At 61.0% G+C, this 14,179-nt stretch carries 15 protein-coding genes; 5 read left to right on the forward strand and 10 right to left on the reverse strand.

What is annotated here, in order from left to right; genetic code table 11:
* The 5 genes from D0N36_RS18900 to D0N36_RS18920 all read right to left on the reverse strand — a co-directional run.
* Positions 1 to 909, reverse strand: a 909-nt coding sequence (locus D0N36_RS18900; protein WP_147320984.1) for a TonB-dependent receptor, incomplete at its 3' end; no start/stop codon positions are given.
* Between the two features lie 188 nt (positions 910 to 1,097).
* Positions 1,098 to 1,742, reverse strand: a complete 645-nt coding sequence (locus D0N36_RS18905) for an O-methyltransferase (protein WP_116943374.1) — start codon at positions 1,740 to 1,742, stop codon at positions 1,098 to 1,100.
* A 473-nt stretch (positions 1,743 to 2,215) separates the two neighbouring features.
* Positions 2,216 to 2,650 (reverse strand): YDG/SRA domain-containing protein, encoded by a 435-nt coding sequence (locus D0N36_RS18910; RefSeq protein ID WP_116943376.1) that lies wholly within the window; start codon positions 2,648 to 2,650, stop codon positions 2,216 to 2,218.
* Between the two features lie 128 nt (positions 2,651 to 2,778).
* Positions 2,779 to 4,011, reverse strand: coding sequence for a M16 family metallopeptidase (locus tag D0N36_RS18915; protein ID WP_116943377.1), 1,233 nt, complete (start codon positions 4,009 to 4,011; stop codon positions 2,779 to 2,781).
* 275 nt (positions 4,012 to 4,286) lie between these two features.
* On the reverse strand, positions 4,287 to 5,327 hold the full coding sequence (locus D0N36_RS18920; protein ID WP_116943378.1) for a glycosyltransferase family 9 protein: 1,041 nt from the start codon (positions 5,325 to 5,327) through the stop codon (positions 4,287 to 4,289).
* A 230-nt stretch (positions 5,328 to 5,557) separates the two neighbouring features.
* Between D0N36_RS18920 and D0N36_RS18925 the strand changes: the two genes are divergently transcribed.
* From D0N36_RS18925 to D0N36_RS18935, 4 genes are all read left to right on the forward strand, one after another.
* A complete protein-coding gene (locus tag D0N36_RS18925) occupies positions 5,558 to 6,847 on the forward strand; it encodes an aminopeptidase P N-terminal domain-containing protein (protein WP_116943385.1) in 1,290 nt (429 codons plus the stop codon).
* A 319-nt stretch (positions 6,848 to 7,166) separates the two neighbouring features.
* Positions 7,167 to 8,147, forward strand: coding sequence for a thrombospondin type 3 repeat-containing protein (locus tag D0N36_RS20175; protein WP_317191505.1), 981 nt, complete (start codon positions 7,167 to 7,169; stop codon positions 8,145 to 8,147).
* Positions 8,117 to 8,641 carry an OmpA family protein gene (locus D0N36_RS19840; RefSeq protein WP_242479000.1) on the forward strand — a complete coding sequence of 175 codons (525 nt, stop codon included), beginning with the start codon at positions 8,117 to 8,119 and terminating at the stop codon, positions 8,639 to 8,641. Before D0N36_RS20175 ends, D0N36_RS19840 begins: the two co-directional genes overlap by 31 nt.
* Positions 8,642 to 8,813: 172 nt before the next feature.
* Complete coding sequence (locus tag D0N36_RS18935; protein ID WP_190242767.1) at positions 8,814 to 9,374, forward strand: DUF4252 domain-containing protein; 561 nt, start codon at positions 8,814 to 8,816, stop codon at positions 9,372 to 9,374.
* 157 nt (positions 9,375 to 9,531) lie between these two features.
* On the opposite strand, the gene D0N36_RS18940 is transcribed toward D0N36_RS18935, so the two are convergent.
* From D0N36_RS18940 to D0N36_RS18960, 5 genes are all read right to left on the reverse strand, one after another.
* Positions 9,532 to 11,154 carry a hypothetical protein gene (locus tag D0N36_RS18940; protein ID WP_116943380.1) on the reverse strand — a complete coding sequence of 541 codons (1,623 nt, stop codon included), beginning with the start codon at positions 11,152 to 11,154 and terminating at the stop codon, positions 9,532 to 9,534.
* Between the two features lie 233 nt (positions 11,155 to 11,387).
* Complete coding sequence (locus D0N36_RS18945; RefSeq protein ID WP_116943381.1) at positions 11,388 to 11,804, reverse strand: EVE domain-containing protein; 417 nt, start codon at positions 11,802 to 11,804, stop codon at positions 11,388 to 11,390.
* Between the two features lie 104 nt (positions 11,805 to 11,908).
* Positions 11,909 to 12,355: a hypothetical protein gene (locus D0N36_RS18950; protein WP_116943382.1), complete on the reverse strand. Its 447-nt coding sequence runs from the start codon at positions 12,353 to 12,355 to the stop codon at positions 11,909 to 11,911.
* A gap of 62 nt (positions 12,356 to 12,417) precedes the next feature.
* Positions 12,418 to 12,798, reverse strand: coding sequence for a hypothetical protein (locus D0N36_RS18955; protein WP_147320985.1), 381 nt, complete (start codon positions 12,796 to 12,798; stop codon positions 12,418 to 12,420).
* An 82-nt stretch (positions 12,799 to 12,880) separates the two neighbouring features.
* Positions 12,881 to 13,282, reverse strand: coding sequence for a hypothetical protein (locus D0N36_RS18960; RefSeq protein ID WP_116943384.1), 402 nt, complete (start codon positions 13,280 to 13,282; stop codon positions 12,881 to 12,883).
* Positions 13,283 to 13,518: 236 nt separating this feature from the next.
* On the opposite strand from D0N36_RS18960, the gene D0N36_RS18965 reads away from it, so the two are divergent.
* Positions 13,519 to 14,179: helix-hairpin-helix domain-containing protein (locus D0N36_RS18965; RefSeq protein WP_242479001.1), on the forward strand; the 661-nt coding region annotated here is incomplete at its 3' end.

The following is a 14,179-nucleotide window of genomic DNA, read 5'->3' on the forward strand; positions in this document are numbered from 1 at the left end:
CCCGCCGCGCCCGCCGCGGCCACCGCCGCCCGAGCTGCCCACCACGCCCAGCAGGTCGTCGGTGCCGAAATTCTGCTCGTTGATGTTGTTGCTCTGGGCCACCACGCTCAGCCGGCGCTTGCCCTGGAAGCTGTTCAGGTTGCCGCTCAGCCGGTACCTGTCATCGAGCGGCCCGTAGCCGGCCACCACCCGCCCAAACTGGCCGTTGCGGAATTGTGGTTTGGTGATGATGTTGATGGTTTTCTGCTGGTTGCCGTCGTCGAAACCCGTAAACTGGGCCTGGTCGGAGGCCCGGTCGTACACCTGAATCTTATCGATTACCTCAGCCGGCAGGTTCTTGAGCACTGCGTCGGGGTCGTTGCCAAAAAACTCCTTACCATCGACCAGAATGCGCTGCACCTGCTCGCCCTGGGCCTGCACCTTGCCGGTGGTGGGGTCCACGGTCACGCCGGGCATCTTTTTAATCAGGTCGCCGGCGCTGGCATCGGGGTTGGTTTTGAACGAGTCGGCGTTGAACTGGGCCGTGTCGCCCTTCTGCACGGCGGCGGCGGCCTGGCCCACCACTTCCACGCCCTTCAGCGTCACGCCCCCGGCCTGCAGCGTCAGGGCGCCCAGGTTCAGCGGCGTGGTGCCCACTTCCACGGTACGCTGCAAATCCTGGTAGCCCAAAAACGACACCGTGAGCCGGTAGCGCCCCGCCGGTACGCTTGGCACCGTAAACGAACCGTCGGCTTCCACCGCCGCGCCCCGCCGCACCGAGTCGGGCAGCTGCAGCAGCACCACATTGGCTCCCAGCAGCGCCGACTGATCCTGGGCATCAACTACCTGCCCGCTCACGGTCGTCTGGGCCCGGGCCGTAGTCAGTAACAAGTTGAAAAGCAGCAGGCCAAAGAGGAAACGTAGCGTCATCAAGCGAGGTATGAGGGCATTAGCCAGCAAAGACACCAAAAATCGCCGACGTTTAACGACGGCGGATTTTTCTTTTCAAACAGTGTAGGGGCGGGGCTTGTCCCCGCCCGCCATTCGTGTCGTTGAACGGAATCGTCGAAATGGTGCCAACGGCGGGCGGAGACAAGCCCCGCCCCTAAGCTGTTCTGTTACAGCTTGCGCATCAGCAGCAGCCCGTCGCGAAGGGGCAGCAGCACGTTTTCTACCCGCGCATCGGCCTGCACTTTGGCATTGAAAGCCCGCACGGCGTGGGTGTCTTTGTCGGCGGGCTTCACGGGGTAGCCAGGCAGCACCTTGCCGTTCCACAGCACGTTATCAATCAGCAGAAACCCGCCCGGCCGCACCTGGGGCAGCACCAGCTCGTAGTAGGTGTCGTTATTGATTTTATCGGCGTCGATGAACACCAAATCCCAGGTTTCAGCCAGCGCGGGCACCACTTCTCCGGCCAAACCGATATGCAACCGAATCCGGTCAGCAAGCCCCGCTTCAGCCACGTAACGCCGGATGCGGCCCGCCAATTCGGGGTTCTGCTCGACGGTGTGCAGCAGCCCATCCGGGGCCAGCCCCTCGGCCAGGCACAGGGCCGAGTAGCCGGTAAACGTGCCCAGTTCCAGCACCCGCCGCGGCCGAACCATGTGGCTCAGCATGCTCAAAAGCCGCCCCTGCGCGTGCCCCGACAGCATCCGGGCGTGCAGCACCTGCACATGGGTTTCGCGGTTGAGGCGGGCGAGCAGTGCGCTTTCGGGGCTGGTGTGGTCGTCGGCGTAACGCTGGGCGTCGTCGGGGGAGTACATGAGAAGTATTGCAGGTAAAATAAATACGATTAAATAATAGTGTTAAATGCTATTGATAAACTAATTAGGTTATTTTATTGATAAAACACAAAAGTATAAATAATTTTATTTGCATGGATTATGTGCTTTCAGTAACGTAATAAAATCTTCAAGAGTCGAAGTATACGGTTCTTGTTCATATCCCAAAGAGTCCATTATGGCGTCCCATATTTCTACTTTATTATCACTGTACTGTATAATCAGCCTATATACGTTGTATTCAATATCCATTTTCTCATTGTTATTTTTATTGTCAAACGCGATATTATCAAGTAATCTCTGCTTGCAGGCAATAGAGCTCGTTTCAACTTCGAAAAACGAAATCAAGTCTACGTATGTCATGGCTTTTGATTGAGGAAGAGTTGTGTGTTCTTAGTATTATAACACTAAAAATTAAATTTATGCTTCTTAACGTGAGGCATCATCCACTCGCCTTAGTGCGGTACCAACCGAAACTTCCAGACGAGGAAACCTGCCTTGCCCGCCTCATACACCGTTGCCACCACCCGGTAGAGTCCTTCGTAGCGGTAGCCGAAGCCCGAATCAACCGCAATCCGCCGGAAGACCCGCACCGGATGACCATTTTCGAGGCTTTTGTGCAGATATAGGTTGCGGCCGCTCATTTCCTGGTGCGCCGTTTGCCGGCCGCTGCGTGGGTCGCGGCCGCCGCTGCCCGAGTACGTCAGGTCATCTTCCCGAAAATCGTCGTCGGCGTACTGGTCTGCCAGAATGATAGAATCGGCCCCCTCATCAGCCGAGCCGCTCACGCCCGTGCGGGTGGGCCGGTGCAGCCCCGCCCGGCTCAGCGCTAGCCGGCTATCCAGCACATCGCCCGGCCGGTAGTAGCTGACGTGGCCGAAATGGGGCATTGGTAACGAGGTTATAGGCTGTAGGGGCGGGGCTTGTCCCCGCCCGCCGTTAAATTCCCATAACGGGCCATTGCCGAATCGTCCAACGGTGGGGCGGGGACAAGCCCCGCACCCTACAACGTTCAACCCTACTCCGGCACGTACTGGAGTACGCTCAGGTTGTCGTCGGTGAGGATTTCGTTGGCCATTTCCAGCAGCTCGGGGGCGCTGATGCGGCGGATGCGGTCGAAAATTTCGTTGATGGCTTCCACGCGGCCCAGGTCGAGGGTGCTTTTGGCCAGCAGCTGCATCAGGCCGCTGTTGCTTTCCTCGGCCATAGCCAGCTGGCCCATCAGCTGCTCCTTGGCCGTGTGCAGCTGCGAGGTGCCCAGGGTTTGCTCGCGCAGGCGCTTAAGCTCCTTCTGCACCAGCGCCACGGTGCGGTTCACTTGCTTTTTCTCGGTGCCGAAATAGATGCCAAACAGGCCCGTGTCGGTGTAGGGCGAGTAGGTGGCGTCGATGGTGTACACGAGGCCGTACTTTTCGCGCACTCCCAGGTTGAGGCGCGAGTTCATGCCGGGGCCGCCGAGCAGGTTGCTGAGCAGGAAGAACGGAATCCGCCGCTCGTCGTGCAACGCGTAGGCGGGGCCGCCGATGAGGCAGTGGGCCTGAGTGATGGGCTTGCGCTCCAGCCTCTCCAGGCGCTGGTAGCCGCTGAAACCCAGCCGGGGCCGCGCTCCGAGCCGAGCCGGTAGCGGGGCCAGATACTTATCGGCCAGTCGCTTTACCTCCTTAAACGGCAGGTTGCTCACCGAGCTGAACACCACCCGGTCGGTGCGCACGTTTTCGGCCAGAAACTGGTGGAAATCGGCCTGCTGGAAGCCCGACACGCTTTCGCGGGTACCCAGAATGTTGTGGCCCAGCGTGTGGCGGGCAAAAACTACGTCGTCGAAGTCGTCGATGATGGCGTCTTCGGGCGCATCGTGGTACATGGCCATTTCTTCCAGAATCACGCCGCGCTCCTTCTCAATCTCCTTTTCGGGGAACACCGAGTTGAACGTCAGGTCGGTCAGAAGCTCGAAGGCGCGCTCGAAGTGCGTGCTCAGCAGCGAGGCATAGAAGCAGATTTTCTCCTTAGTAGTATAGGCGTTCAGCTCGCCGCCCACCGTTTCGAGACGGTTGAGGATGTGGAAGCTCTTGCGCTTCTCGGTGCCCTTGAAAGCCATGTGCTCCCAGAAGTGCGCCAGCCCGAGCTGGTGCGGTTTCTCGTCGCGCGAGCCGATGTCGAGCAGAAAGCCACAGTGGGCAATTTTGGTGTGCGGAACCTGCTTATGCAGCACCCGAATTCCGTTGGGCAACTCGTACAGGTCGTAATCAGTCATGTTGTAGGGTCTGGTGGGCTTAGGGCTTAGAAGACTTGAATTTGTGCAAGCCACCCGCCGCCCCGGCCTGGTATAACCACGCCAGCGCGCGGTAGGTTGCAAAGATACGAGCAGTGAATGTGTGAGTGAGGTAAGAGAGGTTGTCATGCTGAGCAAAGCGCAGCGGAGTCGAAGCATCTCTACTGCAATGGTAATCCTTTCGCCGACTCACCAATGCAACGAAGTGGTAGAGATGCTTCGACTCCGCTGCGCTTTGCTCAGCATGACAACCTCTTTCACCCATTCACCATCCCACCTTGAGCTTGCCCCAAAACTGCCAGCAGCTGTTCAGTACGAATATCGTGGGCGCAGCGGAAGTGGCCCAGCGGGCAGGCGGCGTGGCCGTGCAGGCCGCAGGGGCGGCAGGGCAGGGGCCCCTCAATTTCCACGATGCGCGAAAACGGACTCAGCGGCCCGAACCCGAAGGCCGGCACCGTGGAGCAGTACACCGCGCACACCGGCGCGCCCACGGCCGAGCATAAGTGCATGGGCGCCGAATCGTTGACGTAGTTAAGCATCGCCCCGCGCATGAGTGCCGCCGAGGCCAACAGCGACAGGCGACCCGACAGGTTCACCGAACCCGGCCGGCCGCTTTGCTCCAGCAGCCGCTGGCAGGCGGCCGTATCGGGTGGGCCGCCAAGCAGAAACACGGTGTAATCGGGCGGCAGCGCGGCCAGCAGTTTCAGCCATTGCTGCTCCGGAAACTGCTTGGTAAACCACACCGAGGTAGGCGCAATACATATGTACGGCCCGCCCCCGGCCGCCGCCACAGCTTCGGCCGCGGCCTGCTCGTCGTCTGCGGAAGGGTAGAGGCGGGGTGGCACCACCGGGCCCTGGTAGTCGGGGGCGAGCAGACGCAGGTTACGCGTTACCTCGTGTACGCCGGCCTCCAGCACGTGCGGCGCGGTGCGCGTGAAAAACCGGGCCAGCGGGTTCTTGTCGAAACCCACGCGCTCGGGGGCGCCCGAAAAGGCCGTGAGTAAGCCGGTGCTGGCGAAGCGCTGCAGCGTGACGACGCGGCCGTAATTGGAGCGCCGGATATGGCCCAGTAGCCGCAGCAGGCCCTGGTACTTGTCCTGCTTTTTGTCCCACACCAACACCTGCCGCACCTGCGGGTGTCCCTTTAGCAGGCTTTCGTTGCCGCGGCGCACCAGAAAGTCGACCGGCGTGTCGGGCTCGGTGCGATGCAGGTATTCCAGCAGGGCCGTGGCCAGAATCACGTCGCCAATAAAGGCAGTCTGGATGAGCAGGACGGCGGGCGGGGCGGCAGCGGGCATGGCGGGGCGAGTGAGCCGGCAAAGATACTGCGGCGGTAGGGGCGAAAAAGAACGTCATTCAGAGCGCAGCGAAGAATCTCGCGTGCTGATGTTGGCAATGTGTTCAACTATTCCATGCGAGATTCTTCGCTGCGCTCTGAATGACGTTCTTTTTCGGCCGGAACCGTAATCTGCCTAACTTGGCCCAGCCGCTTCGGCGGCAGCCACCTGTTTACCTCATCCCCGCTACTATGCGCTACGGCCCTATTTCGCCCGATTTGTTTACCGAAAACCGCCGCCGCTTCCGCGAGCTGCTGCCGCCCGCCTCGCTGGCCATCTTCCAGGCCAACGACATTATGCCCACCAACGCCGACGGCACCATGCCGTTCCGCCAGAACAATGATTTGTTCTACCTCAGCGGCGTCGACCAGGAAGAAAGCATCCTCGTTATCTGCCCCGACGCCACGCTGCCTCAGCACCGCGAAATCCTGTTTCTGAAGGAAACCAGCCCCGAAATTCTTATCTGGGAAGGCTACAAACTCACCAAGGAGCAGGCCCGCGAGCAAACGGGTGTGCGCACCATCATGTGGCTCGATTCGTTCGAGTCGGTGCTTCCGGCCCTGATGAACGAAGCCGACAACGTGTACCTGCCCGCCAACGAGCACATCCGGGCCACGGTGGCGGTGGAAACCCGCAACGCCCGCTTCATTAAGCGCCTGCAGGCGGCTTACCCGCTGCACCAGTACCGCCGCGCCGCGCGCCTGCTCGACCAACTGCGGGCCATCAAAAGCCCCGAGGAAATCCGGCTTATGCAAAAGGCCGCCGACATCACGGAGGCCGCCTTCCGCCGCCTGCTCGGCTTCGTGCGGCCCGGCGTGATGGAGTACGAGGTGGAGGCCGAAATCTTCCACGAGTTTCTACGCGGCGGCTCGCGCGGGCCGGCCTATGGCTCCATCATCGCCTCGGGGCCCAGCGCCTGCATCCTGCACTACGTCAGTAACGACCGCGAGTGCCAGGCCGGCGACGTGATGCTGCTGGATTTCGGGGCCGAATATGCCAACTACGCGGCCGACATGTCGCGCTCCATTCCCATCAGCGGCACCTTTACCAAGCGCCAGCGCGCCGTATACGAGGCCGTGCTGCACGTGATGAAGTTCGCCACGGCCCGGCTCGTGGCCGGCGGCAACATCGAGGAATACCACGCCGCCGTGGGCTCCGAAATGGAGAAAGAGCTCATCAAGCTCGATTTGCTGAACGCGTCGGACGTGAAGAATCAGGACCCCGCCGCGCCGCTCTACAAGCAGTATTTTATGCACGGCACCAGCCACTACCTGGGCCTCGATGTGCACGATGTGGGCTTCAAGTACCGCACCTTCGAGCCGGGCATGGTGTACACCTGCGAGCCGGGCATCTACATTCCGGCCGAGGGCCTGGGTATCCGTCTCGAAAACGACATCCTCCTCACCAAAACCGGCAACGACGACCTGATGAAGAACATCCCGCTCGAAGTGGCCGACATCGAGCGGTTGATGCGCCGTTAAGCAGCCCGGTTCGGCCGACTTATTGACCTGGGTCTGGAATTCGACCTGTCTGAATTTTTTTTCGGTTGCCTTTCAGGAGTAGAGCCGCCAGGGAAGTTGCCGAGAAATTGCGCCGGGCCCATTGGTCGAAAAATTGACCGATTTGCCTGATTAGCTGCGTAATAGCTATTATATAGTGAGGGCCGGCAGCAAAATTAAAGACATATTAGAACAACCTAATTTTGTGCAGGCCGGTATAGGCACCACAGTGAGGCATACAGCCGCCAGCGCGGTTCCACGGCCGGAAAAGATACCTTTGCCTTTTCAAACCTCTTTTCTTATGAAAAAAATCCTAACCTCCATTGCGGCCTGTGGTCTTGCGATGTTGTCGTTGGCCCCCGATGCGCAAGCACAGACATCGGACCGTAAAACCAACATCAGCGTCTACTACAACTGGCTGCAGTACCACGGCGACCTCGGGTCGGAGTGGTTCAAAAGCAACAAGGTAGAATACGGTCTGGGTGTAACAGTGAGCCGCTACATTGCTCCGGGCCTCGACATTGGTCTGGACCTGAGCTACGGCGACATGAAGTTCTCGGCCGATTATCCGAAGAACACCTACTACCCCATCCGGCGCTTCGATGCCAACGTGGTGAACGTAGGCATTCCCATTAAGCTGAAGCTCAATAATGGCTGGGCCCTGAAGGAGGACGCGTTTATCGCGCCTTACCTGGTGGTACAGCCCGGCGTATTCTTCGCCAGCCCCGACCTCTACGACATCAACGATAAGATTGTCGGCAACTCCGACGTGTACGCGTTTGACATCTCGGCTGCCGCCGGTATCAAGTTTAACTTCTCGGAGACGGTGGGCCTGTTCGTTCAGACCGGTCAGCACTACCCGCTCACCGACCAGATTGACGGCATTACCAATGTTGGCAAGCTCAACGACCGGTACCTGCAGCACAAGCTGGGCCTGAGCTTCAACCTGGGCAAAGCCAAGGATACCGACGGTGACGGCGTATCTGACCGTAAAGACAAGTGCCCCGACACGCCCTCCGGCGTAGCCGTGGACGAAAACGGTTGCCCGCTCGACGGCGACAAAGACGGTGTTCCGGATTACCAAGACCAGTGCCCGACCGAAGCCGGTACGGCTGCCATGATGGGCTGCCCCGACAAAGACGGTGACGGTGTGGCTGACAAGGACGACGAGTGCCCCGACCAGGCTGGCCTGCCCGCTCTGCGCGGTTGCCCAGATGCCGACGGTGACGGCGTAGCCGACAAGAACGACAAGTGCCCCGACACCCCGGCCGCACCCAGGTAGATGCTACCGGTTGCCCAATGGTAATGGACGCTGACGGCGACGGTGTACCCGACAACATGGACAAGTGCCCCGCCACCCCGGTCGGCACCCGCGTTGATGCCAACGGCTGCCCAATGGAAGTGAACCCCGCCCTTCGCAAGCTGGAGCAGCCAATTCGCTTCGAAACGAACAGCACGGTTATCAAGCGCACCTCGTACGGTACCCTCGACAAGATGGTAAAGGCCCTCAAGGACAACCCTGAGTACAGCATCCGGGTAATCGGCTACGCCGATTCGCGCGGTACCGATGAGTACAACCAGGGTCTGTCGGAGCGTCGTGCCGGTTCGGTGAAGCGTTACTTCACTGGCAAAGCCCTCGACCCCGCTCGCATCGTGACGGAAGGTAAGGGTGAGTCGGAGCCCGCTGCTCCGAACACCTCGGCCGCCAACATGGCTAAGAACCGTCGGGTAGAGTTCAAGTTTGAATTCTTCATCCCGAATGCTCCCCAGCCATAAGGCTGCGAAAGCAACGTAAAAAAGCGGCGTACCCACCGGGTGCGCCGCTTTTTTGTTGCCGTATTCTTAGTGTTTTGCAGCGGCGCGGGCCCGGCATTGCCAACGGGCGGCCGGGTATTGCGTACAGCAGCAACACCATATCGTTTTCCACTCCCTTATCAAGTAGATGCTTATGAAAGTTCGTTTCGCTCCTTTGCTGCTGGCTGTTGCCCTGCTGTGGCTGGCGGGTTGCCGGGCCAGTGGCCCAGGCACGCCAGCCCGTACGGTTGCCGAGTTCTTCAACAAGTATGAAAACCGTTCCGGTTTCAAGGCCACCGACTGGAACGCCGGCTTGGGTACCCGTTTTCTGCTGGGCCGCCTCGGCAAGCTAGGTGGCAACAACGACCTAAGCCAGGCCCTCACTTCCATCCGGAGCGCCAAAATCCTCACCTTTACGCCCACCAGCAACAGCGCCCAGCAGCTGGTAGTAGAGGGCCTCGACAAGGAAGTAGCCGGCCTGCTGGCCAGCGAGCGGTACACGCCCCTGCCCGCCGCTGATACCGACCCCAATATCCCGAACCAAATGCGCTACTCGGTGCGCGAGCAGTTGGGTATGGTAACGGAGCTGGTGGCCGTGGGTGGCGAGAAAAATACCGGCTCGTTTGTGCTCATGGCCATCAGCGGCAGCTTTACCCGTGCCCAGGTAGCCGAGCTGAGCAAGGTGCTGCCCAACGTGGCCAGCGGCGGCTTTTAAAAATAAGCGGCTGACTCTCTACACAGCTTCAAGCAGCTGAATTGCCAGAACAGCCATCTGGTGGCTGAACAAAGCGCAGAACCGTCCTCCAAAAACTCCTAGTATCAGGGACTTTGGAGGGCGGTTCTGCGCTTTGTTATTAGGGATATTCGGCTGGTTAAAAGGCCAGGTCGTTGAGAAAAAATACCTCTCGCATATTCCCGCTTTCGGAGCGGACGCTTTGGTAGCCAACGGCCAGAAAATGGCGGCCGTACCAGGGCAACAGGTGCTCCTGATAGGTGCTGATGGTTTTCTCTTCCCGCTTACCGGTGCTTTCGGTGCCAGCGGGGGCTGCCGGGGCAGTGCGCAGGCGCACCTGCCAGTCGTTGGGTGAAGGCGCTGTGCGGTCTACCAGCTTGTAGTAGAGCTTATCGTCTTTCATGTAGGCCAGCACCAGCTTGCCATCGTTCAGGGGCCGCACGGCAACGGTCTCTTCCAGCTGAGCGCGGTTCACCTCCTCAAGCAGGAAAGAGTTGTCCCAGAGTAAGTTGCCTTGGCGGTCGAAACCGCAGACTACGGCGTGGCTGAAGTGGTACCCATTGGCTGGCCGGTGGTTGGTATAAAAGCTATTGTAGCGCGAGGGGTAGCCGAAGCCTCCGGCGCCGGTGCCATAGGGCAGACCTCCGGGGCCAATGCCGCTAGGCAGGCCATAACCACTGTAGCCGCTATTGTAGCGGGCATAATACACCTCGGCTACCAGCACAAACCCCTCGGCAGTAGGCAGCATATCGTGCATAAGCAGTTGGTAGCGGTGGCGCGTCTGGCGGGCCTCGTCGCGCAGGCGGGCCTGGCGCTGGCGCAGTCGTTCCACTCTCGCCGGCTTCATAAAATCGAAGAAGTGCTTGAAGTTGAGGAAATCGTAGAAGCGTAGCGAGCGGCGCTGGCCGGTAGGCGTGGTGCCGGCCGTCAGGTCGGCTGCGAACAGGCCCTGGGAGTAGCGCGAGTCGCGCAGCGTGTAGGTGCCGGCCAGTATCCGGGCCGCGCTGTCGCCCGAGCTGAGCTGGGCATCGAGCAGGCCGCGCTCGGAGCCGGCCTGCACAAACTCGGAGCGGATGAGCTGGCCCTGCTGGTCGAGCTGCTTAAGCTGCAACCGCGACTTAAACCCGTTGGATTCGCTCAGAATCAGCTCGGCCCGTTGGGTAGCCGAATCGGCTACCAGCGTAAAGCGGGCCGGCAGCGGCTCGTACACGGAGGGCAGAAACTGAAACTGGGCCGTCTGCAGGTTCAGCAACAGTACCGTCAGGTGCTGTTCCACTTCCACCGTTACAAACAGGTTGCCATCGAGGGCAGTGAGGTTATGAATCTGACGGGCTTTCTTGGTTTTGAACTCGCCGGTAGCCAGCTCGCCGGTGCGCGTATCCAGGGCGGCCACCCAAAGTGTGCCCTCCGCCACGCCGCTGAACAGGGCGTACACATCGGTGCCCTCGGCGCAGATGCGCTGAAACTCGTAGCCCCGCGGTACCTCCAGGGGCCGGGGCGGGGCAGGCTTCAGCTGGTAGTCAAGCTTCTGGAAGTAGTAGCCGGGCCGGCTCGTCAGCCGCACATCGTGCTCCACGAGCAGCACCAGGCTGCTGTCTTCGGCCAGGGGCTGTACCTGCACCTCGCTGTTGGAAAACTCCAGCGGCAGCTCGGTGCGCCGTTCCTGCAAGGGCTCTACCGGGGGCCGGGGGCCTTTGGGTTTCTGCGCCCACAGGCCCGGCGCGACAATCAGCAGACAAAAAAGCAGGAGCGTATGTCTCATAGCGGGAACCACCGGGCTTTCAGAGGAGAGGAGCAAGGGTAAGATACGCAGAAGCCCGGGCTCTGCCTAACCCCGCTGGCCTCTGGATGATGCCGCCCCTTACTATATTCCATACCGCAAGCGGATGAAACGCGGAAATCCATTCCGGGCAAAATCGGAAGCGCGGGCGTAGCCCCGCCGTCTGGCCCCGCGACGGCCTGCCCCGGCTTTCCGGCTCTGCTCGGGGTGGGGGCTTATGCTGCCCCGGCCCCCAGCTCCAGCAGCACATCGAACTCCTCGGCCTTCAGCGGCATCACCGACAGGCGCGACTGGCGCAGCAGGGCAATCTGGCTCAGGCGCTCGTCTTGCTTGATGCGGGCCAGCGACACGGGCGTAGCCAGGGGCTGGCGGGGCACCAGGCGCACGGCTACCCAGTCGGTGCCGGCGGGGGCTGTGGCGTCGGGGGCGGCGGGGGCAGCGGCTTCAGCTATGCCCACCACCTGCTTGTCGCTCACGCTGTGGTAGAACAGCACCGGGTCGCCGGGCTGCATCTGACGCAGGAAGTTGCGGGCCTGGAAGTTGCGCACGCCGGTCCAGTCGGTGCCGCCCTCGCGCACAAAGTCGGCCCAGGAGTACGCCGCCGGTTCCGATTTAACAAGCCAATAGTTCATATGAGAAGCAGGTGGGTTTCGGCGCAAACATAACGCCAAACGGCCCGGCTGCCCACCATTTGGGGCAACCGGGCCGCTATGCCGCTGGTAACTGGCGCCGCTGGCTAGGGCAGGTAGCGGGCCGTAAGGCGGTCGGCATCCACGCTCACGACTTCCAACTGCATATCGGGCCGCGAATTGTCGGTTACATGGAGGCGAAAAACCGACTTGCCGGGCTCGGCACGCTGCCAGGTAATAGGGTGGGTGGTGGGGCCGGTACCGATGCCGGGCGCGATGTAGGCGCCCTTGCCGTCGGCATCGAGCCGAAACCCGTCGCCGCCCTCAATGGGCATGTTATAGCGCTGGGGCGGCGTGGTCCAGGTGTAGTTCTCGGGGCGGTAAGTGGGCGTTTCGTTGGGGCGGGATTCGTGAGAGTTAAGCCACATGCGGCCAAACAGCCGGGCATCGTCGGCCGGCGGAGTGCCGGTTTTTTCGGGCGATACGTCAGGGGCGGTAGGCGTGCAGGCGGCCAGCAGGCCCGTGGCGAGTACAGTCAGCAGGAGAGTGCGCATGAGATGGATGGAGTTATAAGACGTGAGAAATAATGAGGGCCGGCGGCCGGTTGGTGGCTGGCTTACTGGTCGCGCCGGGCCTGTAGCTGATCGTTGGCTGGCTTGGTAATGCGGAGCACATAGCCCTTGCGGGTTGGTGTACGAAAGGTGATACGGTACGTTTGGCCACCCTCACTCTGCCAGGTGCCCGGCCGTTCCTCTGGCCTGTCGAGGGCGTCGAGGCCGTACTCCAGAAAGCTGCCGTCGGCGTTGAGGCGGAAGCCGTCGTAGCGCCAAGCCATGTTGGGGTTGGTGGGCGAGAAAACCGTGGCGCCATCTTCGCCGGCCTGGTAGGTGTTATACCAGGCCCGACCAAAAACATAGTCCGGGGTGGGGTCGTCGTCTTTTTTGCAGCCAGCCAAAAGCAGGAGCAGTGCGGCGGATAAATAGAGGGGTAAACGCATAGGCAAGGCAATAGGAAATCGGGCAATAGCACCTGTCAACGGGAGCCGAAACTCCGGCGGTGGGTTGCAGGTGCCCGATTTCTTATTGCTTGCGCTTCACTTTCAGTACGTTATTTTCCAGCGAAATTATCTCAAGCGCGTAGTCGGGTTCCTGCTTGTCGTCGAGGCTGATAAGCAGCGTATGGTCGTTCTGGGCTTTCCAGCGCCCTTTATGGCCTTCAAGGCCGTCGGTGGGGGCAATGTCGTACTGAGTAAACAGGCCGTTGCGCTCGAAGGCAAAGCCCGTGCGGCCCCGCGACGGCGGAAAGGTGTACGTGTTGGGACGGTACACCAGCACATCGTCCTGGTCCTCCTCGTGGGCGTGCAGCCAGGTGCCTTCCAGCTGCTTCAGGTTGGGCGGCAGGCGCGAGCCCTGCGACTCGGGGTTGCAGGTGGCAGCCAGCAGGAGCACACTCAGGGAAGCAAAAACGGTGAAAAGGCGCATGGCGGAAGAAATAGGTGGACAGTAAAAGTAAGATACGGAAAGTAAGAACCAGGCAACCGAAACAAGGCTGCCGAGGGCGGCGGGCCGGTCGGCTGCCCTCGGGGTTGTGCGGGGCCGTCAGCCACAACAGGGTATCGGCAGAGCTGGCGGCAGGGCGCACCGGGCAGACCGAAACCGGCGTATAGCGGCTGTTACCCCAGCACCTGTTCCCCTGCGCACGCATTACCTTTGCTGCCATGGACAACCGCGCCCTAACCCGAGCCTTTCGCCTGGCGGCCCAGCTGCTGGAGCTGCACGGCGAAAATCCGTTTAAAATCAGGGCCTACGAAGGCACCGCCAGCTCTCTGGAAGCCCTCAGCTTCCCAGTGGCCGATGTGGAGCGCACCGGCCTACCCGACCGCACCGGCCTAAGCAAGACCGCCGCCGCCAAAGTGGCCGAAATGCTGGATACCGGCTCGTTCGAGGAGCTCGACCGGCTGCTGGCCACCACCCCGCCCGGCGTGGTGGAGCTGCTGAAGATAAAGGGCATCGGCCCTAAGAAAATCCGCAGCCTGTGGAAGGATATGGGCATTGAAGATGGCGCTCAGCTGCGTACGGCGGCTGAAAACGACGAGGTAAGTAAGCTCAAAGGCTTCGGCCAGAAAACCCAGCAGTCCATCCTCGACGCCCTCGACTTCACCGACCAGAGCCGCGGCAAGCTGCTGTACCCACATGGCGAGGAGCTGGCCCACGAGCTGCTGGCTCGCCTGGAGGCCGCGCCTGGCACCGAGCGCGCCGCCGTGAGCGGAGAGGTGCGCCGCCGCCTCGAAACCATCGAAACCGTGCTGCTGGTAGCGGCCACCACTAACCCCGCCGCCGCCCGCCAGGCCCTCAACAGCCCTCGACGGCCTCCACGGG

It is taken from the genome of Hymenobacter lapidiphilus, from assembly GCF_003417065.2.
Classification (GTDB): domain Bacteria; phylum Bacteroidota; class Bacteroidia; order Cytophagales; family Hymenobacteraceae; genus Hymenobacter.